Origin of the sequence: Pseudomonas rhodesiae, from assembly GCF_007858255.1 — a bacterium.
GTDB lineage: Bacteria > Pseudomonadota > Gammaproteobacteria > Pseudomonadales > Pseudomonadaceae > Aquipseudomonas > Aquipseudomonas rhodesiae.
In genome coordinates this window covers 1-25,079 of record NZ_VFEU01000025.1, presented here as the reverse complement: position 1 = coordinate 25,079, position 25,079 = coordinate 1, and the positions used below count along the sequence as shown (strand labels likewise).

Here is a 25,079-nt window from a genome sequence, read left to right as displayed (position 1 = left end):
CCATTTCTTCAAGCCAGCTGCGCTCGTAATGGCTATGGCTGCCGTAATGCCTGCTATTGCCCAGGAGCAGATCCAGATACCGGGTATGAACATGCCAGTTGCTGCCAGTACGCAGCCTCAAGTGGTTGCCAAGCCTGCGCCTTCTCCAGAGAGCGGTCCTGAGCGACAGGAAGAGCCGCAGGGGGAAAAGAAACCACGTCTGGTTGCCATTACTCCGGGCTCTGTTGAAAACCCCAGCGTGCCGGCCAGCGTTGTGAAGAAGCCCACTCCTGTTCAGCCCATCGAGTCTCGCCAGGATGTGGTCGTTGCAAGCGGCACAAACACTCTGATTCCGATCAGCAGAGGCCAAATCAACCGTCTGGTTACGCCGTTCGATAACCCTCATATCCAGACCGTCAGTGAGGCTGACATTTCGACAAGCGGAAACGTCATCTACGTCACGACTCAGGATGAGAAGCCGGTGACCATGTTCGTCACACCTGAGGACGATGAGTCTGTTGCAATATCCCTGACTTTGCTGCCGCAGGGCGTACCTCCCATCCAGGCGAACCTGATCCTGGCGAAAAACGTACAAGGGCTGGCGAGCGGCATGCCCGTAACCTCGTCGACGAACTACAGCGGCCAGGCGCGGAAGTGGGAACGCTCTCAGCCGTATATGGACACTCTTCGCTCCCTCATGCGCGAAATGGCGCTAGGCAAGTTGCCGCGTGGATACAGCTTCGGTGCGCTTACCAGCGGCAACAAGATCCCCGCCTGTGCGCAGCCAAGCCTCAGCTTCGATTTCAGCAAGTCGCAGTTGATCGAGGGCCATGACTTCAGAGTCTTCGTGGCCACCGCCGAAAACGTGTCGGCCAGAACCGTTGAGTTCGATCACGGCTCGTGCACGCACCCTCACCGAGCAGCTGTAAGCGCATGGCCAGATGAGGTGCTTGAACCTGGCCAGAAAACAGAAGTGTTTGTCGTCACTCGGGTTCCGACCGAAGTACCGCAAAGCTCCACTCGTCCAAGCCTGTTGCAGTAAGGGGAACCATCAGTGAAAGCGATTCAGCAATTCCTCGAAAAACTCACGCCCAGAGGCAAGCTGATGCTTGCCATCGGTGGGACGGTTCTGGTCGTGGGTACTATCGTTGGCGTCGCCATGAACGCGGCGAGCCCCGAGCGCAAGGCACGCGCAGCGGCAAAGCCTCAGGTAGAGGCCATCCTCACCGATGAAGACCCCCGCGCGTTGGGCTTGGACTCGATCGCCAGCCAACTGCGACAGCTCCAGGCGCAGCAAAACCGCCTTGAGCGCGTGATGGGGCAGAAAGAAAAGGACGTTCAGCTCAAAAATACGCAAGAAAAAGTAAGCGGCCTGGAGCAAGAACTCCAGTTGCTTCAGCAGGAGCTGGCGCGGGTTGGACGGGAAAAGAAAGGCACTGGTGAGAGCGGTGATAACTCGTCCGACAGCACCACCGCCAACCAGGCGCGTTCCCCTATCCCCCCTCGCGAATCGGCATTCATCAACAAAGTAACAAGCTCGCCGGCAGATCTGACTGACGTTTACTCGAACCTGCCACCTGAGCAACCGGAAGACCCTAAGTCGCGATCAAGCGAGAAAAAGGAAACGCCCAAGATCCGGGTGATAAAGGGCAAGGAAGACGAGGGAAAGAGCGACAAGCCTGAGGAGCTATCTGTGACGCTGCCCGCTGGATCGATCCTGTCTGGCGTCTTGGTCACAGGTATGGACGCGCCAACTGGAAAGCAGGCACAACGCGACCCTTTCCCGAGCCTGATCCGCATCAAGAATGAAGCAATCCTTCCTAACCGCTTCAGGGCTGATTTTCGCGAATGCTTCCTGATCGCCGGCGGCTGGGGTGACCTCAGCTCGGAAAGAGCCTATCTGCGAGCGGAGCGCCTGTCGTGCGTACGCAATGATGGTTCGGTGCTGGAGTCCAGCCTGGAGGCATACGCAACGGGCGAGGATGGGAAGGCAGGCATCCGTGGCCGTTTGGTCAGCAAGCAGGGCCAAATCCTTGCAAGAAGCCTTATGGCTGGCTTCATGCAGGGGGTCGCGAGTGCTTTCAACGTTCAAAAGGTACCGACCATCAACGTCACCCGCGCTGGAGATAACGGCGACACCGTTGCTCCTGTTTACGAGCAGGCATTCGATAGCAATGCACTTCAGTCGGCCGGCTTCAGTGGGGCGGGGACGGCTCTTGAGCGAGTCGCCGACTTCTATCTCGAGATGGCTGAAAGCATCTTCCCTGTTATTGAAATCGACGCAATGCGTGATGTTGATTTTATCGTCAATAAAGGCATGACCGTTAAGTTCAATGCAGCAACTCTCAAAGTCAATGACGTAAACAATTAAGGAAATCGTGATGATTAAGAAAATTATCCTTGTAAGCGCAATTGCTGCATTGACTACTGGCTGCACAAATCTTCTCAACGTAGGCTCAAGTGAGTATGCATGTAAAGGTATGCCGAGCGGCGTTACTTGCATGTCCGCAAAAGATGTTTATTCGGCAACTGAGGGTGATGACTACAAAACCCAGCTGAAGCAAGAACAAGAAGGCGTTGAGGCCGGCAGTGATAAATCAACAGGTACCGGCGCAACGCGCGTGCTTATCGCAGAAGGATCGGACAACGCCCCAATGCCGATGAGAGCGAGAAATCCTCTTCCGATCCGCTCGCAGGCTGTAGTCATGCGTATCGCAATTGATCCATGGGAGGACGAGAAAGGCGATCTGTATGTTCCTGGCTTCATTTATACCGAAGTGGAAGCGCGTCGCTGGGAAATTGGAGCTCGCAATCCACAAGCGACACCAACCCTCCGTCCCTTGACGGTAATAAGCACTAGTGAAGCCGACAAGAAAAAGTGAGTTTCTTTGCTAATAACACCTTGCCTCGGCAAGGTGTTTTGGTTTGTGCCAATAGATTAGTAAATGGTTAAAGTCAACTGATTCAAATTCATAGGTATCAGTATGAATCATAGAAAATTTAGTAGCAGCATGAGGTTGATACGCTCATTGGGCATGATGTTCATAACTTTCATGCTCGCCAGCATAGCGAAGGCGGAATTGGTACAGGTGGAATACCTATCATCCAACGGCCAACGAACAGTATCTGCATCGAAAGAGATATTCATCAACCCTAAAGGTGACTTAAGCGTCTATTTAAGCGCAGGTGTAGACCGAACCCTGAAAGCCCGGCTACTGACCTCAAGTGGCTCTGTAGTTGCAGAAACTAAGAGTGGTTTGTTGGGTGCAAATGACAAAATTATTGTTAATAACGTTTCATACTACGGTGCCGTTTTAAAACTGCCCGCTCCCAAGTCTGGAAATTATACTCTTATAGCTGAGATTTTGAATTCTGACGGCAGTGCCGTCCTGCAAAGCGACAGCTACAATCTCCAGGTCGACGTAACCTCCCCAGTTATCGGAGGGGAAATAGTACGTACTAATGGTGGCTACAACTATCCCATTAGCGTGTTAGCACCGCTAGCGTGGGGTGAAGACGCCGGCGGCACAGTTACAGTTTCAGGGCTAGCTGATCAAAGTCCGGGGATAGATAAAGTTGAGTTCTTCGCAATAGACTCAGGCGGGGTACGAAGAACGTTTCAGAGCCTTGTTAATATCGAAGCAGCCAGTGCAACTGCAAAGATTACTGAAATCACAAACGGTAGCTTAACGCCTTACGATAGACAAATTTATACCATGGGCTTTCGCGTATTCGATAAAGCAGGTAACTACACCGACAAAAGTTTGCCCATAGCTATAGACCGAAAGGTTCCTGAATATTTGCGTATAGAGGTATTTGACTTAAAGACAAATAGCTGGATTGCATATACGCCAAAGATGACGGTCTATTCAAATCCGGTAAAGATTAGATATGTCCGCAAGAAGCTTGATCATACTAGTTTCAATGGCACACTGTTTGGGTGGGGGGACAGTATCTACAATAGTCAGGACGCTGAATTTTTATATTTCACTACCGATTTGGAGTATCCAAAAAATTCTACAAACTATTTTGTACTTCAGAACAAAGCAGGGCTGGCAACCGTTCAGTACTATTCCAATTTCATCTTTACGTTAGCCCCTGGGGTTGAAGGCGGTCCTGTACCAACCGGAATTACGTATCAAATCCAAGGGAGAGAGTGGACGAAAAGCGACACAATACGAGAGTCGAAGCCATTTACAGTCTCGCTTGTAAAGATTTCAACTGAACCTAGAGGGTATAATCAAATAGCTGGCGTCAATGGTGTGACATGTGCTATTCCTGCTGGGCAAACTGAATGCACAATGAATCCTAATATTAACATCTCCACTGGTCGTGGATATGTTCCTTATCCATATTTCGTATCTAAGGATGACCGCACCTTTGCAAACTATGGCGGGTATTTATATACGTATTGGGATTTCAATTCGCCAAAGGTGTCGGGTATTGTTGTTGATTTTTCTAAGCGTGAAGTTGTAGCGACTGTAGTCGATGACGATCGCATGCTCAATTGGCAGCATTATATGTGGGATACACAAGAGTTTAGAATGACTCTTGAGGCTGGCGGGAAAAAGACAATTGTACCTCCTTTTTCTATTATTGACCTTGACTATAAAACAAAACAGGTTCGGTTTAAGCTTGGAAAAATTCAAAATGGCTATTACCGAGTAGGTGTCGAGGCGCAGGATACATACGGCAATATCGGCAGCGCATTCATTAGTGATAATACGTTCATAGATAGTAATGCACCTACCATTAACATTGCATCCAAGCCCGTTATTGCAAGTCTTGATGAGATACTAATCACCATTACAGATGATGTGGACCCGGCACCAGCTATACAGAGGATAGCTCTCAAGGGTGGGCCAACCTCAACTTCAATAGACTTGGCCTGGCGTGCTGTCTCGTCTGGCAAGTATCTTCTGGAGTATCCGATTATTTTTCCTTCGGAGAGTGAGGCTGAGACATACTCCCTAGAAGTCATCGCTTCAGACAAATATGGTAATGTCGCAAACCAGAGTAAGAGTTTTTCTTATAAACCACGAACTGTCGGTATTATTAAACATCCGGATGGTGTGGTCCGTATCCCAGCCGTGAATCATGTGTTCAATCGAAATGACGGTACTGATGTTATCGATAGTGCTCCCCTTACTCTAAATGATGGCTCGGTTGTTGCCGGAACTTATGACTTGATAGCCTCGTTGCGAGGAGATTCCGTAGGTAGTTTGTTGGTGTCCGGTGTACTTATTGAGCCAGGGGCAACTGTCGTTGTTGGTAAGATAAACTTTTCCAACACTCAGGGTAGAATTAGTATCCCTGTTAAATCAGGTTCGGAGGGTGCATCTGGAGCTAACAATCTAATTCTATCTACTTCGGCCCCGAATGCTCCAATTATTTCAGCCAATATTCAAACCTGGATGCCCTCTCCAATTGTTTCACTAACAGCTGGACCAATTGTGCAGTCGATGACTGATGTCCTTGTAAAAATTGAAGTCCCTTCTTCTTCTATTTGTAAAATTACATCTTCTGAGGTTTATGCAAGAGCATCAGATGCATTGCTTAGTCCCGCGTGTTTCTTGGAGTGGTTAGAAGTTCCGAGTGGACTTAAAGTTGTCTTGGATGAAAAAAATGGACGTTCTACATCTGTTTTACAGGGCCGTACTTTGGAACCTGGTGTGAACAGAGTCAAATACTCGATTTCAATATTTAATCAAGGAAAAGAGAAGGTACTCCTTCACCAAGAGGAAAAAGAATTTGTAGTCCAACCAGCAACTGGCTCATCATCGTTCCAACAGTCCTTGAGTGAACGGTCGGTTACACGAGCTCTTGAAAACGTTTCCTTGACGATGGCGCAGCGCTCTGGCCCGGCGTGTTTGATCACTGGTGATGAGGCAGCGGCAAAGAGTGCAGGTATGAGCGGCGGTGCATTGAGGTGCTTGATTGAGTTCTCTGTGAGCCCGAAAGACCTCAGCATTAAAGCTCTTGATCCTCTTGAATTGACCGGTGTTTTCACCCGTTCCGGGCAGCATCCGATCCGCTGGACGGCTAGCGTCTACGACACCACCGGGAAAAAGATCACCCTCGAAGAGGGGCAATCGGTCATTCAGGTAATAGAGCCGCCTGTAACAACGAAACTGACGGTCAGCGTCAACGAAAGCTCATCGGTGGACGCAACTCCCATAGAGGACTTCCCGGCAGCGTGGGAGAAGAAAACCTATTCAGTTCTGTCGAGCCCGTCCCAGGGCTCTGTAGTAGCGACCCCTACCGGGTTCACCTACACCCCGAACACTGGATACGTTGGCCCCGATGAGTTCAGGTACCGCGTGCAGGACGTGTCTGGGATGAAGGCTGAAGCCACCGCGGTTGTGAATGTCGCGAAGTTCAATTACGCCCCTACCTGGACGGGAGTAATCATTCAGGCCCGTGAAGGGCAAGTTAGTGACCAAGTTGATCCTGAGGTGCATGACATCAATCTCTGGGACAGCCATACGTTCAAGATCCTCACGAACCCGACGCACGGGACTGTCCGTGTGTTCTATGGCCGTATGGAGTACACCCCTAATCCGGGTTTCTATGGGGAAGATTCGTTCACTTTCAGCGCCACGGATCAGGAAGGGCTCAGTGTTGAAGGAGAGGGGAAGGTCACTGTTGCTCAGTTTAATTTTGCACCAACGGGTATCACCCCTTCGACAGTGAAGATGTATGCAGGAATCGGTGGAACGGCCGATCTGAAAGTGATCGATCCGAACAACTGGGGCTCGCACACCTTGCAAGTCGTCAAACAGCCAGCACATGGCCACGTGACGGTGGAGGGAATGAGCATCACCTATAAGACCGATGGCCAGGCTGAAACCTCAGTACAGATTCGTGCCATTGACCAGGATGGCCTCTATGTCGATCAAGATGTTGTCCTGAAGCTTTTGCCGGCCTGGGATATGTTCAAAGACCGCGAAGTTCAGCCTACCTCGGTGGCCCCGAGCATCCCGGCCGTGAAGCACCAAATGACGACCCGTTTGGGTGCCTATGCGCTCCGAATTCCCGACCAGGAAGTGATTCAGGCTCTCGGCGGCGAGATCATCGCCATCGTCACGCCTGACTCGAAAGTTGGGGTGACACTGGAGCATCGTGAGCTTTCTCAAGGCACTGGTATGCGTCTGGTACCTACTAAAATGACTGCCGATCTGCTGGAGGCCCGTTTAGGTGGCCTGGATGTTGGGGTCGATGGCCAGGCGCTGGTCTATCTCAGTCGCGCCGATATGACCGGCCCTGTCTATTCCGTGCCGGTAACCGTATGGGCTCCGGAGGGCGTACTGACGGCTGATGCATGGGAGATTCTGCAAGCGTCCGGCCGTGCTCAAATCAGCTTCAGCCCGAGCAATGGGGCATGCAGCATCTTGACCAGCGAAGCTGTCGCGAAGCCGAAAAATGCACTTCAGGATCGTGCTTGCTACGTCACTTGGACGAAAACCCCCGATGAATGGCGCAACGCTAGTACCTTGGCCAACCTGATGATGGATGCCGGCGGGAGTTCTTTGGGAAACCAGACTATCGAGGCTACCGCCTATGTGTTTGACCCTAGCGGCGTGAAGCACAAGGTTGCGAGCTTCACTCGTGACCTGAAGATCCTTCCGGTTGCAGATCAGATCCGCTTTGGCCTGAAGCCAGCACCGGCAGAGGCCTATCAGAAGGTGCAGCAACTTTCCTTGTTGCTCCGTCACACGGATGGCCCTGTGTGTGATGCAACGGCGAACGAAGGCGTTGCGAAAAAGACGGCTCAGCAATGGTCGAGCCGCCCATCGTGCCTTATCCGTTGGATGCAGATGCCAGAAGGCATGGCCCAGCAACGCAACACAGTTACGCCACTCGCGGAAGGAACAATGACCCTGCTTGGAGCGAACAACATCTCCTGGAAGGCATCCATGTTTACGCCGAGTGGTCAGGAAATCGATATTGGCTACGGAGAGCACACCGTAAACGTGATCGAGCCGCCGGCAATCGAAATCGATATGCCGGCAAGCAACCTGGTGAAAGAAGGGCTGTATTCGGTCTCACAACTCGGCGGCTATGTTGGTAGCGCATCAGTGACTGCAATCGCAGCTTCCTTGGACGTGGCGATCAATCGGGCGGATGCAGTGATCGAACGGTCTACGATTCCGAGTTACGGTCGTGCCCAGCGGTTTACGCGCTACATCGAGGGGGCCGAGGCTCCCCTGTGGAGCGTAACGCCATACTCTGTTGACGTTGGATACACCGCGTTGCCAGAGATGAGGTCGACCAAAACCGCGTCACTCCTGGCGGTCCCTCACGACAAAATTCTCCCTGTCATTCTCAACGACGAGAGAACTGTCCTGGATACGGTCAGCCTTCCAATCCGCGTGGCCATCAAGGACACCCGCTACATGGAGGACGCATATCGGCTGAGCAGCATGGGCGACTGGGATATTCGCCTGCTTTCGACAACTGCCGGAGTGAATTATGAGCCGATGACGAACTGGGAGCCCATCGACGAGAACGGGGAGGTTGAGTTTGAGATCGATCTACAATCGCTGACGAACAAAGCGGTTCGCATCATTGCAGAAGCGCGTGTTCGCTCCCCTGTGCCGGAATACGAGCTGATTCGGGAGTCGGGCTCGCCAATGGTGCTCTCCGTTCTCAACGGCGAATCTCTCGATGGTTCAATCCAGGCATTGCGGGTTATCGGCCCAGCTCCTCTTCGCAGCAGCTTCTACGCCGTCACCAACGATCGCTACCAGTCAGGAGACCTTGGTGACGTGCGCTGGGAAATGAGCAAGGACGGCGGCGTGACGTGGGAGGACGTTGAGGCCAATGCGAAGCTGCCGCAACGGCTCAGCATGGTCTTTCAGCGGGGTACATATCTGCTGAGGGCAGAGTTGACGAACCGTCATAGCGGCGCGAAATCCATGACCCCTACCGTTGAAGTTATTGCCTATGTCGTGCCCGTTGCCCGCCTTAAAGGCCCAGCAAACGTGTTTATTGGTGATAGCGGTACGTTCACGCTCACTGACCTCAAAGGTAATGCGCTCGATACGACCGGAATGGTTGTGGAATGGTCGGAGGATCGCGGTAAAACCTGGGCCGCTGGGGAGGGCTCCTACCGGCTGAGCCGCAACTCTGCTGATCGTGTGTACCTCACGGCCAGGCTGAAATACTCAGACTCACCAGAGGATAAGCGCGTCTACAAAACCCTCCGCGCAGGCGTTGCGTTTAGACCTGTCCGGCCGCCTCGTGTCCAGATCATCGGGCCGCGCCGTCCTGAGGTAGGAAAGGAAGCTACCTGGGTCGCCAACTTGATGATGCCGTACCCGAAAATGGATATGACAATGGATGGTGAGTTCATCCTGCCTGACGGCACAGTCGTCGACTCCACTGAGGTGAAGTACACCCCAACTCGGGAGGACATGGAGAAAGAAGAGAGCTACATCAGCGTCCGATCTTGGATCAATGGGTATGAGGATCGAGGCGGTTTGGGCCTAACTCAGCACCGTCTTATTTTCTGGTCGTACGACTGGCCTGAGTGGAAGATCAACACCAAATACTCAGCCAAGTATGCGCCGGCAGACTTGACCATGACGGCTCGCTCTCTTGGCTTGTTCCGAGAGTTCGAGGGCTTGACCATCGAGTGGGATATCCCACCCTACGCCGGCCTAGAAATGATCAAGGACTCCAGCCAGACCAGTCGCATCGTTCGACTGACTGAGCCGGGGATCTACACATTCGGTGCTCATATCACCGACTCGCGGGGCAACTACAGCTATGCCGAAACAGAGATGGAGTTTTTGGAGCCTATTCCGTGGGATGTGAAATTGTCCTGGAGTGGGGATAACGACGCGAATCGTGCCCCGCTGGGCGTTCTGATCCGACCATCAATCACCGGCGGGCATCCCAAGGATCAGATACTCAGCAAAACGTTCAGTCTCAACGGGGAGACGCTATCAAGCTCAGGGGATTATGGGCGAGCGACCCTTGAAGAGGAGGGCGTGTATACGGTGAAACTGGATGTCGCCAGCGCAATGGGGCACACAGCAACAGGCCAGGTTGACATCTCGGTGGCAAGGAACAAGCCCCCGGTCTGCAAGCTGGAGCTTGTGGTCGGTCGAACCTCCTGGCTGGTAAAAGCCGTTTGTACTGATGAAGATGGCCGCATGGCCAAAAACCTTTGGTTCATCAATGGTGAGCAGCAGGCTCTCAGCTCAAACAGCATCTCTGTGCCAATGTGGCGTTATCCAGATGGCGAGCCGGTAATTACGCTTGTAGGTATCGATAACTCCGGCGCGGAATCGCCTCCAGTCTCCAACAAGTAAAGAGAAGGGCCGCTTGACATCCTCCCCGGCCTAAGCGCCGGGGATTCCCTCTCCAGGACGCTCATGCCCGAGCGCGAGAATGTTCCTGGCCGCGTTCACGTCGCGGTCGTGAGTGACACCGCACTCACAGATCCATTCTCTTATTCCAAGCCCTGCGATACCTCTCGGCCTGCTGTCGGGCAATGCACCGCAACAGCTACAGGTTTGGGTGGTGTACGCCTCGTTCACTACCCTGAAGACGATGCCTGCGTGCGCGCATTTGTAGGCCAGCATCGTTTTCAGTTGACCCCAGCCGGCATCGAGCACCGACTTGGCCATGGTGGTTCTGACGAGTTTCTGCGGGCTGACATCGCCCACGATGATCATGTTGCAGCGCTCGACCAGCGAGCGGCTGAATTTGTGCAAGGCATCCTTGCGCCGATTGGCGATCTTCGCGTGGATGGCCCGCACACGAGCCTTCTTGCCGGCACGCTGGGCTTTCGCCAGCCTGGGCTCCAGGTCGCGGTAGAAACGGCCGTTCTCCAGTCGCTGCCCGTCGCTACAGGTGGCCACGTCCTTCAGGCCCAGGTCGATGCCAACTGCCCCTTGCCCCGCTGATAGCTGGGTATCCAGCTCGACGACGACATTGAAATACCAGCGGCCTCGAGCGTCTTCGCTGAAGCTGCCGGAACGGAAGCGGTACTGGCCCAGCCCGTAGCTGTCCCAGACCTTGAAATAGTACCCGTTGTGGTAGATCTGGCCATTCTTCCAACTGGCAGCCGCGGTGTTGAACGGCACCCACCCGAGCGACCGCCGTGCACCACCAGACTTGCGCCAGTTCAGCCTCGCCTTGCGATACTGCTTGCGCCGGGTGACGTATTCAGCCGCGACACATTGCAGCGTTTGGCTATGCAGGCCAAGTTCCTTACCTGCTCCCTTGCTGTACGGATGCAGATCAAAGGCAGACAGAAACACCCCACGCTCACGGATTGAGCGATGGCTGAGTTCATTCAGGTAGTTCCAGACGAAATTCACGCTGCGCGCCATCTGCCGCAGCAGCGGCGCATGCTTGTCTCGAACGCGAACTTGGAGGGTCTTGGTGTGCTTCATGGCAATAACGTGCCACAAAATCGGAATAACCCAAGGGCCGCTGCGCGATGGGTCTTATATCCCCGCCAAGAATGACGGGTTTTTACGGCCCGACTGATAAAGCGGCCCTTTTTAATTTCCGTCGACAAATGCGCCTGAAAGCGAAACACAGGCTTACGGAAAGCACGAAAAATGTCTCCTGAGCGCAGCCCCTGCGCATGTCAACCTCTAGGAGCAAGACCAATGCACGTCAACAAAGCAACCCTCCAAACGATGGCCATCGCAGCGGCAATGGTGGTCGCCGGTACCGCGCTCGCGGGTACCGGCGGCGATACGTTCGATAGCGTGTGGATTACCTTGACTGAGTGGATGCAAGGTACCCTCGGCCGCATTCTGATCGGTCTGATGATCCTCACCGGCATCGGCGCGGGCGTTCTTCGCCAATCGCTTATGCCGTTCGTTACTGGCGTTGGCGGCGGTGTTGGTCTCTATGCTGCGCCGGATGTTATCGAGTCGGTAATGTCGGCAACTATCCCAGCAGCAGCTGTAGTCACCAACGCTCTCCAAGCCCTGCCTGTAGGCTTCTGATCTCAGTCAGAACGCCTCTCTGAAAGGCCTCTTTTTCCGACGCTAAAACGTCCTGAAAAAGAGGCCTTTTCTTTTCCGGGCCAAATACTCTGGGTGAATCGACTCAGGAGGTAAGCCCATGTTCAAACCAACCCGAACCATTCTTGCTATGACGCTGCTTGCATTGGCTGGCACCGCAGTAGCAGCGAGCCCTGCGGACAAGAACGCAGACAAGGTAGTGATGCTTCCTGCGTCTGCAATGCTGGCGATCGAGAAGAACGGCAAATTCGCCATCATCAGCGATACCGGCCGATTCATCATCCAGGGAACGGTTTATGACGTGTGGGCGAAGAAGGAGTTGAAAACCATCGAGGATGCTCGGATCGCCGCCCACTACATCCCAGTGGATAAGACCAACCTCGGTTTCAAGGATCTCGCCCCTCTCACAGTCGGCAACGGTGAGAAAGCAATCACCATGTTCTCCGACCCTGCTTGTGGGTTCTGCAAAGAGATCATTCAACAAGCCCGCTCATCCCTTCCCGAGGGGTATCGACTCGACGTGCTGATGTTGCCGCTGCTCAGCCAAGAGAGCGCGGTGCGCACCAAAGAACTCCTCTGCGCGAAAGACAAGGTTGCTGCGTGGAAAGCCGGCGCTTCCGGCGACATGAAAACTCCTCTCGAACAGCTCCCAACCGCGCAGTGTGATCTGGATGTGATCTCGAAGCGCCGGATGACAGCTCAGTTTCTTGGTGCTCGAAATGTCCCTTTCCTCATTCGTGATGACGGTTTGACCCGAGAAGGCAAGCCTGAAGAAGGCCTGCGCGCCTGGATTGAATCGAATCGCACCCTCTAAGGAATTCAGAAATGCTCAAAGCGCTTATCCGCTCAACACCGCGGCTCTCGAAGCTGATCAACGGCCTCGCCTACGAGCCGAATCTTTACCTGTTCCAGCTGGAAGGGAACCGCCTAGGATTCGCATTCCTGTGTTCCCCGCTCTCAGGCTCAAACGGGGATGAAGGCGACCGCCTGAAGGCTGGTTTGACGGTCGACTGGCCTGAGAAGACAACAATCCAGTTCAGCCTGATTTGCACTGAAAATATCAATGAGATGAAGACGGGATTCCTTCGCCTGCGTCGGGCCTTCCGTGAATCTGGCCGCACTGACCTTCCCGTGGAAACCCAAGCCTTGCTGGAGAAAGTGACGAACGCGCGGGCCGAGTATTTCAGTGACCGAACCATGCGCCCCGTTGATTCAATCTCAGGTGTACGCATTCGTGAACAGAGCCTGGTCGTATCCGTAACAATTCCGATCGCCAATGCGTTGCCTACCCAGACAGAAGCGAACGCGGCGAAGGAGCTTTTCGACGGACTGCGAACCTCGCTGGACAGCTGCAACCTGGCAGCCGTGCCGCTCACCAACGATTCCTACCGTGAAATTTTCTCCTCCATCCTGAACCAAGGGCCATCGGCGTCGTGGCGCGAAGATCCGGACATGAAGGCGGACACAGACAAGCCCCTGAATGAGCAGATCCTCGACTACAACCGCAGCCTCGACGTGAAGAAAGACCACCTTCAGATCGGAGATGACTGCTTTGTAAAAACGCTGTCGGCCAAGCGCTTCCCTGAAGTCATGTGGCAGGGCGATGCCTCTCAGTACCTCGCTGACATTCTGTCCCAGCGCGGCGGAATCCGGGGTAACTGCATCATCAACATGACCCTGTATTTCCCTCCCCAGCTGGAAACAAAGGACAAGCTGTCGAAGCGCCGCCAATGGGCCATCAACCAGAGCTTCGGCCCGATGGTGCATTTCGTACCCGTTCTACGGAAGACGAAGGAAGCCTATGACACGCTGTTTGAAGATCTCGACAAAGGGCTTCCCAACGTACAGGCGACAATGACCCTCGTGGTATTCGGCCGGAACCGGGAAGACCTCATTCAGGCAGCGTCGAATGCGAAGAGCCATTTTGCCACGCAGGGCTTCAGCCTCATGGAGGACAAGTTTTGTGTGCTGCCCGTGTTCGTGAACTCCCTACCTATGTGTGCCGACCCGGATGCGATGAGGGAGCTGTTCCGGTTCAAGACATTGAGCCTCACCCAGGCATTACCTTTGCTGCCGATCTATGGCGATTGGAAGGGCACTGGAACCCAGGTGGCCCCGTTCATTTCCCGAAACGGTCAGCCGGTTAGCTTCAACCTCTTTGACTCCGACACCAATTACAACGCGATGATCGCGGCCCAGTCGGGCTCCGGTAAGTCGTTTGCGACCAACTATCTCATCACGTCGTATCTGAGCATTGGAGCGAAGGTGTGGGTCATCGACGTGGGCCTGTCCTACCTAAAGCTGTCTGAGGCGTACAAGGGCGACTTTGCACGCTTTGACCAAGAGTCGAATCTCTGTCTCAACCCCTTCGAGCTGATTGAAGACTACAGCGAGGAAGAGGATGTCCTGGTTGGGCTGCTCTCTGCTATGGCTGCCCCAACCGTGCCCCTGATCGACTTCCAAACCGCCGGGCTAAAAAGGCACCTCACGCAATGCTGGGAAGAGTTGGGCAAGACGATGATCGTCGACAACATCGCTGATTCTCTGCTTGGCGACCCAGACCCGCGTATTCAAGACATTGGCCATCAGCTCTTCGCATTCACCTCGAAGGGGCAGTACGGCCGTTTCTTCAACGGTAAGAACAATCTCAACTTCAAGAATCCCTTCACCGTACTCGAGCTTGAGGAGCTGAAGGGTCGCCAACACCTTCAGCAAGTTGTGCTCCTTCAGCTGATCTACCAAATCCAGCAGGACATGTACCTTGGTGAGCGTGACCGCCCGAAAATTGTGATCATTGATGAAGCCTGGTCGCTGCTCTCCCAGGGCAACGTTGGTGAATTCATTGAGCACGGTTACCGGCGATTCCGGAAATATGGCGGTAGCGCCATTGTCATTACCCAGGGGGTCAACGACCTCTATCAGAACAAAGTCGGACAGGCCATTGCTGAAAACTCCGCGTTCACCCTCCTACTCGGTCAAAAGGCCGAAGCTATTGATGCTATCCAGGAAAACAAGCGTCTGCCGCTGGGAGAGGGTGGCTATCGAATCCTGAAGACTGTTAAGTCGTACAAGGGGCATTACTCCGAGATCTTCATGCTCACCCCCCGCGGGGCCGGTATCGTGCGCCTCACGGTGGACCCATATTCGATCCTCCTCTACTCGACCGCACCTGAAGATGTGCAGGCGATCCGAAACTACACGCTCACCGGCGTTCCGCAGGATGAGGCAATTCTGCGCGTGCTCCGTGACCGAGGTGTCGAGTACAGCTCTAATCCGGCGGAAGTCGCGTAATGGCGTTGTCGAACCCCTTCAGCATTGAGGCCAAGGTGCGAAGGGCAATGGCGAAGGTTGAGCGAGATCGAGCTCCAAAGCGACTCTCGGCAGCCTTTCTCGGCAAAGGCCTACTCTTTTCCGCAGTGGTTGCCGGCAGCGTTGTGCTGCTGGCATCCCGTTATTCGATCGCTATCGCTAGCCAGGACTCCCTATGCCTGCCCCCTTACAGGCTATGGATCATCGATAAAAAGCAGGATGACCTGGTGCGAGGGGAAATCTATGCCTTTCACTCCAAAGGTCTGAGTCCGATCTTTGCTGACGGCACGATCATCGTGAAGGTGCTTGAGGGAATGCCTGGCGATCGCGCCAAGGTCACGCTTGATGAAACAACCATCAATGGCGTGTCCGTAGGCAAAGGGCTTCAGGTAGCCAGCCAGCACGGGATTGATCCCCAGAAATACGTTCGGGAAGGGGAAATAGGCGCGGGCCGTTACTGGTTCTTCGGCCGCACGCCAGACTCTTTCGACTCCCGCTACTGGGGCTCAGCGTCGACAGACCAAATCATCGGGAAGGCGTATCCAATATGGTGAAAAAGCAACTAGCCATGTGCATTGGGCTGGCCTTCAGCTGCACGATGGCCATCGCCGGCGATGACCTTGGCATTCGCAAGTACGACATCAATGAATTCGATCCTGCGCTCCTCGATCAGGTCAGGGAAATCAGCCGAAATGCGAAAGCCGCGCGCGAAGAAATAAGCGGCCGAGATGACATGAGCTGGGTAAGTGAGATGGCCGAAAAGGCCATCGTTCAAGGCAGTGATGAAGAAGCCCAGCAGAACGATTCAGGGCTCGCTAGCGCAGATGGCTCAGATCGCGAGAAAAAACATCCCCTGGGCGATGGAAACCGCACTCTAATTTTCGTGTCGTGGTCGATGGGGGCTACTGCCCTCAAAGACATACTGCTGTCCTTTGACGGACTGCCTGGTGTTGGCATCGTTTTTCGAGGCATTCCTGATGGTATGTCGATGGGCGATGCTGTGACCAAAATGCACCTCCTCACGCAAGAGACGCAAAGCACTGTGAGTGTTCTGCTCGATCCTCTCGCATTCCAGCGTCATAGCGTTTCAGCCGTCCCCACCGTCGCTCTCGAAGCACCGAATGATGCTTTGATCGCTAAAGCTGCTGGGTCGTCCTCCGTTAGCTATATCGAGGGGGCGGTTAAGGATGGTAAGCGTGGGGATCTAGGCACTATTGGCTCTACACAGGAAATCATCGAGCCAGACCTCATGGAGGTTGCGAAACAGCGCATCGCAGAGCTGGACACCGACGCCATGAAGAAGCGAGCAATCGCTCGGTTTTGGGATAACCACAAAGGGCACCCATTGCCTCCGGTAACGGAGAGTGCGACACGCCTCGTCGACGCATCTGTCATCGTTCCCAATGACATTCTCGATAGCCAAGGAAGGGTTGTTCAGAAGGCGGGGAGGATCAATCCACTCGACATGATGCCTTTTGACCAGAAACTGGTCGTGATTGATCCGACGCAACCTTGGCAGGTTGCCCTGGCGAAGCGTGAATATGCAGACCATGGGGCAAATCTGACCGTCACTGTGATGGCGACTCAGATTCCCACTGCCTCTGGTTGGGATCTGTTCAACAGCGTTCAGGACAGCCTGGATGCGCCCTTGTACCTGCTGCCGCCTGACATGGCGGAGCGCTTCCAAATCTTTCGAGCCCCATCTGTCGTAACAGCCGACACCAAAAACTTTATCGTCCGCGAGGTTGCTCAAACAGCCTTCGAGGAGGCCAATCATGAGCATCAATAAGGTAATAACCGCCGCAATTCTGGTGATTGCAGGCATGTTTTCCCTGCCAGGGATAGCGGCTGAGGCGTCCTCTTCCGGAGAGGTGATGTGTGAGGACTCTGGCCTTTTTGGTCCGAAGTTGTTCACCGACATCTGCTGGGCGTGCCTCTTCCCAATTCGTGTTTCTGGTGTGCAAATAACCCCCGGCACAGCCCCCGCGAAGGCTACAAAAATGGTCTTCTGCATCTGCCAGGAAGGCTCATCCTCGATCTACAAGCCCGGAATCATCACTGCAATGTGGGAGCCGGCACGGATGGTTGAAACTGTCCGTAAGCCAGGCTGCTCGCCAACCCTAGGTGGTGTAACGCTGCCGCTTGGCAACAAGCGCAGCTATGGCCGACTTCGGCAGGACAACAGCACCCAGACAGGTCAGGCTGCCGGGTCGTTCTACCACGCGCATCTGTATGCATTCCCGCTACTTCAGATCCTCGATCTCTATACGCCTACCAAATGCAACCCGGACGGTTATCTCGACCTCGATATCATCTCTTTCACTGAGATCGACCCGACCTGGAACAACGGTACGTTGGCTTTCTTCCAGCACCCCGAGTCCGCGGCCGTGGCAAACCCAATCGCTATTGCGGCCTGTGCTGCCGAATCCGCGCTGGTTACCGCTCGAAAGGAACCTCTTGAGTCGCTTTGGTGGTGTACCGGTACATGGGGGAGCATCTACCCATTTGCCGGCGTAACCGTGGCGCAAGATGCAAACCGGACGACAGCATTGCTGGCTGCGCGAGTGATCGCTCAGCAACACCGCAGGGGCCTCGCTCGACGCACTATGGGTGATGAAAACGTGTGCAAGGCGGGTATCTACCCGACGATTCCGAAAAGCCAGTACAAAGTGACCCAGTTCTGGCCAAAGTCGCAGAACAGCAGAGCAATGTGGCTCGGAGAACCGCCGCAGACTTGGGAGGGTGGGCCTAGTCGGCATGTTCCAGGTACTGGGAACGATGCCATGTACATGTTCTGGCGATGGACAGATTGCTGCTCGAAGCTCTAGCGAACACCTGAGACGATAATGTAAGGTTTTTGCCTGAAAGCCCCTATTTAGGGGCTTTTTCGATAATTTACGCTGTAAAGTTTTACGTCGAGATTTGCCGGTTTTCAGGATTGTGTACTACCTTGAAAAATGTAAAGTTTTCATGGGTGGTAATCCCGATGACCTTATTGGCGATAAAACACATCCAATTCCGCCATGGCGAGCGGCATAAGTTGTTGGTCAGTGCCCAGACGGGCATACCTCTGTATTACCCCTCACTCTTTATCACGACCCATGTCCGTGCTGGCGGTTTCTCCGTTTCTACAGTGCAGGGGGCGCTTGCGGCAATCAAAGTGCTGTATGCCTGGCAAGCAAGCCAAGGCATTAATCTCGAAGCGTTGTTTTCGACAGGGCGACTGCTCCAGCGCGAGGAAATTACTTCGTTGGTCGCGTTTAGTGCGCGGCTGTTAAGGGAAGAGCGCCGACAACGAACCACGAAGGTGCACACCCTGAAGCTTAACGCCGGCAGAACCGTCGCTCGTAATACGTGTAACGTCGGTGCGCAGACGCAATTCACACGGATCAGCACAATTTCAAAATACCTTGGCTTTTTGGCTGAAACATTACGTGATGGGCGTGTTAGTAGTGCGTCGGAGAGACAGGTGAGTGCAATGGTTGAGCGTCTCAACGCATGCCGGCCAAAAGTAAGTAACATCTCAGCAGTCGACCGGGATGAGAGGGGCTTGGACCTCGATGTGGTGGATCAGGTGCTAGAGTATCTTTGGCCAGACCACCCGCAGAACCCTTTTTCTAGCAAGGGTGTTCAGCAACGCAATTATTTAATTATAACGCTGCTTCGCTATCTGGGTATTAGGCGGGGCGAACTACTTAATTTGCGGGTAGAGGACGTAGATTTCAGTAAGGGTGTGATCAAGATCGTTAGGCGTGCGGACAGCCCGCTGGACAGTCGCCGACATCAACCGTTGGTTAAGACCGCGCAGAGAAATATTCCAATCAATGACATACTACAAAAAAAGCTTAGTGACTACATTCTCCATTGTAGGGCCAGCTTTCGTCAGGCTAAAAAGCACCCCTATTTGTTTGTTGCGCACAAGGCGGGTCCGACTCAGGGCAATCCGTTATCGAATAGCAGTTTTGGCAAGTTCATGGCTACCATCCAAGGGATCGCCAACGGTTTCGAAATCATTCATGCACATGCATTTAGGCACACTTGGAACTATGCGTTTTCGAAAATAGTTGATGAGGCGGGAGCCATGACGCCTGAACAGGAGCAGAAAGTTCGTGCCTATTTAATGGGGTGGTCAGAGACCTCCCATACGGTCAATACGTACAATAAGCGTCATATCAAAGAAAAGGCTGCCAAGGCGTTATTGGAGTATCAAAGGGCGCTTAAAAATAAAAAGGATTAGTCCGGTGATCAAGAGTCATTCAGGAGTAGATACTCAGCAAGTATTCCGGTCTCGCGATGGGTGGGAGTTTAATAAAAATGACCTTGCTTGGCGGCTCAATAAAAATACCACCGTTTACTTGGGGTGGGTAGACGATTTAACGGTAGATATTAAAAGTTCATTTTTAACTACATTGCAATTTTACTCTGTACATAGTTCGGCCGCACATGCTCGAAATATTTCTGAGCGGGCAAAGTATTTTTTTAAGTTTACTGGGGGTGAACTTAACACTATTTCTTTGCTTGCTTATAGGGCAAACTTGGATGATTCGAAGCAGCATTATTTGGGTGGGCTCAAAGGGTTTTTTGTTACATGGTATGAGCAAGGTCACCCAGGAATAAGTGAAGAGTTTTTTAAGACATTAAAGGCGTGGGTTTTAAAAGGTAATGAGGTGGGGCGCGCGGTGTTACAGATGGATAGCCTGAAGGGGCCATTGACTGACATCGAAATGCAAGGTGTACTTGATGGCGTGATTGCCTGTTATTCGAAAAGTCGGCTATTACTAGAGCAGTTTTCATTAATTCTGACATTGGTACACACGGGTAGACGGTCGGTACAAATAGTCGCTCTAAAAATTAAGGATCTACTGTTAACCGAAAAAAATGGTATATCTGCCTACTCGATCAATTTTCCACGGGCAAAGCAGCGGCATGCGCTGTGGCGTTCGACATTTAACACATGTGCAATCGATGAAGATTTGTGGCTGATTCTGCAATTGCAGGCTGTAGACACAGTAAAAAGGCTGCAGGGCCTTGTTAACTTTTCTCTTTCAAACTCCTTAATCAAAGAAGTTCCGCTATTTGCCGATTTTGTCAACCTCTCACATGGGATAAGTGAGAAAAACCTGCTGGAACTCTTGCAGTTTGACTACCTCCATGCCCCTGTCAAAATCTGTAACACCGCATTAACCAGATTTTCGGAAATCCATTGCGTATTTTCGGAAAGAACAGGTGCGCCATTAAGCCTATCTCCGCGGCGCTTTAGATCCACGCTGGGGACCAATGTAGCCCGCCAAGGTTACGGTGTTTCAATTGTTGCGGAAGTACTGGATCACTCTAATGTTCGCAGTGCCGGCTATTATATAAAGAGCCTGTCGGATATTGTGGCGCGAATTGATAAAGCGGTTGCGCAACAATTGGCGCCGTTGGCTCAAGCCTTTCAAGGGGTTCTGGTGGCTTCGGAAAAGGAGGCTGTTCGAGGGGGCGACTCCAGCAGCCGTGTTTCGAACGGGCGCGTGAATGTTGGTACATGCGGGAACTATGGCTTTTGTGGGGCTCTAGCCCCGATTGCCTGTTACACCTGCACACACTTCCAACCCTGGGTAGATGGGCCTCATGAAGAAGTCCTGAATGAGCTCCTCGCCGGCAGTGACCGCGTATGGGGGGTAACAAAGGACGTCAAAACTGCCTTGGCCAATGATCGACTGATCCTCGCGGTTACGGAAGTGGTTCAGCGATGCGCGCAGGCGAAGAGGGCAACCTGTGATGGCTAAGATATTCAAGTTCATGCCAAACGAAAGTGTTGGGGCCAAAGCGAATGTCCAAGCGTTTATTGCTCGGTGCCGTAAAGATTTAGACGTATTGGCGCCTGAGATTGAGTGGGACAGTAATTTCTGGAGGGGGGAGGTGGGCTTCACAAAAGCCGGCGTTAATGCACGTAAGGTTGAGGCTGAAAGCCTACTGGATCAGGATATTATTTCTTTTGCTAAGGCTTATGTAACTTACCAGAAGGCACATAATCCATGTGTGCGTGCCACTGCCCGAAGGATTATGGCCATTCGCTGTATCGAGCCGGCGTTGTTGAAGGTTAAGAATGTCGCTGATATTTCTCTGGTGGACCCTGTCGTCTTGGATCAAGCCGCCGCAGTGGCGCGTGAGTGTTACCCGGCTACCGCGTATCAGGCGAGTTCGGAACTGAACCGGCTCGTAGGGTTTTTGCTTGAGCATAAGCTGGTGGAGAGAGGGTTTTATTGGCGGTGTGCCATACCGGTGTCCAGCAAAATTGGAAGATTGGATCGGGCGGGGAAAAAAGCAAGTCAAGACAAGCTGCCACCTGAGCATGTGCTGCACTACATGGCAGAAATGTTTTCAAACAATCCGCAGAGTTCCGCAGATAAATACGTAGTGTCGCTTTTCGCGCTGTTAATGTGCGCGCCCTCACGGATTTCGGAAGTTCACGATCTGCCGTCGGATTGCTTACATTACGAAAAAGATCAAAGTGGATCAGAAAAATTGGGGCTGCGCTTTTATTCGGCGAAGGGCTTTGGTCCCACTATAAAGTGGGTGTCCACGGCGTTCAAAGATGTTGCGGTAACAGCGGTTGAGCGCATCAAAGAGTTGACGGATGAGGGCCGGCGCGCGGCCAAGTGGTATGAAGAACACATGGACAAGTTCTATCGGCATGCGGCTTGTCCATTGGTGCATGAAGATGCTCTGCTGACCCCAGTGCAGATCTGTGATGCACTAGGGATTGAATATGCTGGATTTGCCGGTCAAGCCCGGAAGGTTCTTAAAAATTCAAGCAGCCCCATCAGAGCATTTCTTGAGGGGAATAGTATAAGTCTGGATGAAGTTACGCTGGCGGTGCTCAATAAATATGCTCACTCGCGATTACCTAAGGGTTTCCCATGGAAGAATGAAAAAAAGCAGTTGAAGTGGTCTGACAGTCTTTTCTGTATGAGGGTCAATGAGCTGCATCATCAACGCGGTGTGTCTCCGATCATTGTCTGGGGACCGGGCAGCAGCAGTATTAGCAGTGCGCTGTCCATTACCAGCGGCGTTCGAGAGATGCAGACAGTGTGGGATCGGAGTGGGTATAAAAACCCGGATGGTAGCCGAGTGAGTTTGACGACCCATCAAGTGCGCCATTTTCTGAATACCACGGCACAGCGCGGCGACCTGGGACAGTTTGATATCGCTCGCTGGTCAGGGCGCGCCAATGTGTCTCAGAACAACACCTACAACCATATGTCCGACGATGAGTATCAAGAGAAAATTGGCAGCTTTCAGGCACTCAAGGCATTGGCTGGTCCGTTAGAGAAAATCACCGCCAATTCGCCGGTAACTTTGGCCGACTTAGGCGCCATTGGCGATGTCATGGCGCATGTCACCGAGTTCGGCTTCTGTGTACATGATTACTCGATGCTGCCGTGTCAGAAGCACAGAGACTGTTTAAACTGTACCGAGCAGGTGTGTGTTAAAGGCGATGAGGCAAAGGTTGCGCGGCTTAAGCTTCAGCGAGAGGCTATTTTCTTACAGCTTGCCCAAGCGGAACATGCTCTGGCGGAAGGCTACTATGGCGCTGACCGGTGGACAGTTCACCAGAAACAGACTTTGGATCGAGCGGACCAACTAATCGCGCTGCTGCAGTCTGATGACATCGCGCCGGGAGCCATTGTTAGGTTGAGGTGTGATCAGGAGTTTAGCCCGCTGAAGCGAGAATTAGCGGCAAAGAGTTCGCAATCCAAGCTTTCGGAAAGCGTGGGGGGCGAGACGCATTACTCGTTAGGGGAGAGCCATGGCAAAACACCTGACTGAGACAGATATTGAAAAGATCCTTCATACGCTGGATGGCTGGCAGGGACGGCTTACGTGGGAAGCCTTGTGTGACTCATTGCTTCCGCTGATTGGCACGCGTCCAACGCGTCAAACCCTGAGTGCCTATGTGCAAATTCAAGAGGCGTTCCAGCATAAGAAAGGCAGAAGCAACGTCATGAATGACAAAGCCAAGGTGCCACCTTCGCTAACAGTGGCGGCGCAGCGCATAAAGCGTCTGGGGGAGGAAAACGCGAGGCTTAGACATGAAAATGAAGGCCTGCTGGAGCAGTTCGTCATCTGGCAATACAACGCATACTGCCACGGCCTTACGAAGCTGCAATTGGCCGCACCACTTCCGAAGGCCAGGAGGGGTTCCTCAAAGGGCTAGTGAAGGGGCGCTAGCCCTTGACGATGGTCGGTTTGTGCCGGTGACCACCGGCAGCTATGGGTTTGAACAATCCAGCTACTGCCGTTATAAAGCCCCGACCCGGAGAAGCAGTTCACTGAGTGCTCTCCCTGGATGAGAATAGCTGACCCCCTAAGCGTATTCAGCTCAAAAAAGGGTCGAAAATCAGTACCTATCCTGGCTCGGGCCGTTTGGGTTACTATTTATCCTGTAGCCCTTGAGGCATTTGCAAATCCCGGTCTTTGATCGGGATTTTGCCTTTGCGTAACTGCATGGACTTGACCAGGACTTATGATCTCCATGACTGGCTAGACTCGACTCAAAGCAAACGACGACAAGCAAAAATCGGGCAATAGCGGTCATTAAGTGTTTACAGGCCCAGTGGTGATCCAGGTAGGCTCCGCGTTGCACGCCCTACAAAAATCGCCAAGGCCTTTCTCCTTTGCAGCGCCGGTTCTACGCAAGCAACCTCATAGACGGCAGTAGCAAATAACAAAATTTGCCCACTATTTGTGGGGAAAGTTCATATCAGGTTGCTGGCGCCTCTGAGATAACGGAACAGACAGGGGTTTGACTATGTATAGCGACAGTCGAAATTAGGCGGTCGCTAAAAGACCCCAAGCTGCCCACCACAGAGCGCAGGAATCGGCCAGAAGTGGTCCCTCTCGCCCCGCCGAAAGCATTTAGTCATTGCCATTGCCGTTAATCTCGCAAGGGTCACGGCGCAGCGTTCGCGTTTTACGGCAGCGTACCGCGCAGCGTGCTTCAAATTATTCGCTGCGCCACCCGCATTAAAACCTATGCGTCCTCGTAAACGGTTATACGCGAATTCTGCGCGCAGTGCGGTTCTACCTTGTCCTGGTCACGATCAAAAGGTGAGTTATCCGACTGGGTTTCATTGGCGCTCGGTGCGCTGGATATACCCTTCCTGCTTCAACAGCAAAAGCAAGTTCGTGTTGAATCGGCAGCCTCTTGGTACACGCCATATACCCCGTGCCCTAAGGTCGACTCAGCGCTACGGGTCGATTTTTACCTATCGTCACTGGCATCACATTCGACTCTCAGTCCCATAGCAATGAAAGGAAGGCCAATCCTGGTTCATTGGGGAGCGGCAAGTGCATCAGCGGGCAGATGGCTATTTCTTAGACTATAAATAGAGATGTCCAACATAGGAATTCTACGATGAGCAAACCCCAAGATCGCACTATTTCCCAACGTCCAGATGGAAAGTGGGAAAACAAACGCAATGATTCCGACCGGGCCTCAAGCTTGCATGATACTCAGGCTGAGGCGCAGCAAGCCGCTCGGGAAATGCTGCTAAATCAAGGTGGCGGTGAAATGACTACAAAGGGACGCGACGGCCAGTTTCGAGCCAAAGACACCATTAAGCCCGGCAACGATCCCCGGAATGTAAAAGGTTGACGTAGTCGTACTCTCTAGAAGGGCTGCAATCGGCCGATTCTGTTGAAAAAGTAGCTCTCCTGTTTGGCCTGGGGCAAAATCACTCCATCGGCCAGCGGGAGAATACGCAGCATGATGGGACAGTTATCGAGTGGGCAGGAGCGGCTGTTTTACTCGTT

Annotated in this window: 16 protein-coding genes and 1 pseudogene; 16 read left to right on the top strand and 1 reads right to left on the bottom strand. The window is 53.0% G+C overall.

Going from position 1 to position 25,079, the window contains the following annotated elements:
- Positions 1-46 precede the first annotated feature (46 nt).
- The 4 genes from FIV35_RS24065 to FIV35_RS24050 all read left to right on the top strand — a co-directional run bounded on the left by FIV35_RS24065 (position 47) and on the right by FIV35_RS24050 (position 10,298).
- Positions 47-1,021 carry a type-F conjugative transfer system secretin TraK gene (locus tag FIV35_RS24065; RefSeq protein ID WP_231980895.1) on the top strand — a complete coding sequence of 325 codons (975 nt, stop codon included), beginning with the start codon at positions 47-49 and terminating at the stop codon, positions 1,019-1,021.
- 12 nt (positions 1,022-1,033) lie between these two features.
- Complete coding sequence (locus tag FIV35_RS24060) at positions 1,034-2,350, top strand: TraB/VirB10 family protein (RefSeq protein ID WP_028621629.1); 1,317 nt, start codon at positions 1,034-1,036, stop codon at positions 2,348-2,350.
- A gap of 10 nt (positions 2,351-2,360) precedes the next feature.
- Positions 2,361-2,861, top strand: a complete 501-nt coding sequence (gene traV, locus FIV35_RS24055) for a type IV conjugative transfer system lipoprotein TraV (protein WP_050483101.1) — start codon at positions 2,361-2,363, stop codon at positions 2,859-2,861.
- Between the two features lie 171 nt (positions 2,862-3,032).
- Entirely contained in the window at positions 3,033-10,298 is a 7,266-nt protein-coding gene (locus tag FIV35_RS24050; RefSeq protein WP_170245416.1) for an Ig-like domain-containing protein, read from the top strand.
- 30 nt (positions 10,299-10,328) lie between these two features.
- On the opposite strand, the gene FIV35_RS24040 is transcribed toward FIV35_RS24050, so the two are convergent.
- Positions 10,329-11,387, bottom strand: coding sequence for an RNA-guided endonuclease InsQ/TnpB family protein (locus FIV35_RS24040; RefSeq protein WP_028621628.1), 1,059 nt, complete (start codon positions 11,385-11,387; stop codon positions 10,329-10,331).
- 222 nt (positions 11,388-11,609) lie between these two features.
- Between FIV35_RS24040 and traA the strand changes: the two genes are divergently transcribed.
- The 12 genes and pseudogenes from traA (at position 11,610) to FIV35_RS23980 (ending at position 24,921) form a co-directional block, all read left to right on the top strand.
- Entirely contained in the window at positions 11,610-11,954 is a 345-nt protein-coding gene (traA, locus tag FIV35_RS24035) for a TraA family conjugative transfer protein (protein WP_013100908.1), read from the top strand.
- A gap of 118 nt (positions 11,955-12,072) precedes the next feature.
- Positions 12,073-12,786, top strand: a complete 714-nt coding sequence (locus FIV35_RS24030) for a DsbC family protein (protein WP_013100909.1) — start codon at positions 12,073-12,075, stop codon at positions 12,784-12,786.
- Between the two features lie 11 nt (positions 12,787-12,797).
- A complete protein-coding gene (gene traC / locus FIV35_RS24025; RefSeq protein WP_028621627.1) occupies positions 12,798-15,263 on the top strand; it encodes a type IV secretion system protein TraC in 2,466 nt (821 codons plus the stop codon).
- Positions 15,263-15,835, top strand: a complete 573-nt coding sequence (locus tag FIV35_RS24020; RefSeq protein WP_028621626.1) for a S26 family signal peptidase — start codon at positions 15,263-15,265, stop codon at positions 15,833-15,835. The genes traC and FIV35_RS24020 overlap by 1 nt, the downstream gene beginning before the upstream one ends.
- Entirely contained in the window at positions 15,829-17,070 is a 1,242-nt protein-coding gene (locus FIV35_RS24015; RefSeq protein WP_028621625.1) for a TrbC family F-type conjugative pilus assembly protein, read from the top strand. Before FIV35_RS24020 ends, FIV35_RS24015 begins: the two co-directional genes overlap by 7 nt.
- Positions 17,057-18,109, top strand: coding sequence for a TraU family protein (locus tag FIV35_RS24010; RefSeq protein WP_050483099.1), 1,053 nt, complete (start codon positions 17,057-17,059; stop codon positions 18,107-18,109). The genes FIV35_RS24015 and FIV35_RS24010 overlap by 14 nt, the downstream gene beginning before the upstream one ends.
- A 122-nt stretch (positions 18,110-18,231) precedes the next feature.
- Entirely contained in the window at positions 18,232-19,518 is a 1,287-nt protein-coding gene (locus tag FIV35_RS24005) for a tyrosine-type recombinase/integrase (RefSeq protein ID WP_146375080.1), read from the top strand.
- 4 nt (positions 19,519-19,522) lie between these two features.
- Complete coding sequence (locus tag FIV35_RS24000) at positions 19,523-21,049, top strand: site-specific integrase (RefSeq protein ID WP_083377944.1); 1,527 nt, start codon at positions 19,523-19,525, stop codon at positions 21,047-21,049.
- On the top strand, positions 21,042-23,093 hold the full coding sequence (locus FIV35_RS23995) for a hypothetical protein (protein WP_083377945.1): 2,052 nt from the start codon (positions 21,042-21,044) through the stop codon (positions 23,091-23,093). Before FIV35_RS24000 ends, FIV35_RS23995 begins: the two co-directional genes overlap by 8 nt.
- Positions 23,074-23,481, top strand: coding sequence for a hypothetical protein (locus tag FIV35_RS23990; RefSeq protein WP_083377946.1), 408 nt, complete (start codon positions 23,074-23,076; stop codon positions 23,479-23,481). Before FIV35_RS23995 ends, FIV35_RS23990 begins: the two co-directional genes overlap by 20 nt.
- A gap of 640 nt (positions 23,482-24,121) precedes the next feature.
- A pseudogene (locus FIV35_RS30380) lies at positions 24,122-24,493 on the top strand (GFA family protein); the annotation flags it as partial.
- Positions 24,494-24,681: 188 nt separating this feature from the next.
- Positions 24,682-24,921 (top strand): DUF2188 domain-containing protein, encoded by a 240-nt coding sequence (locus FIV35_RS23980; RefSeq protein ID WP_083377947.1) that lies wholly within the window; start codon positions 24,682-24,684, stop codon positions 24,919-24,921.
- The last annotated feature ends 158 nt before the right edge of the window (positions 24,922-25,079 follow it).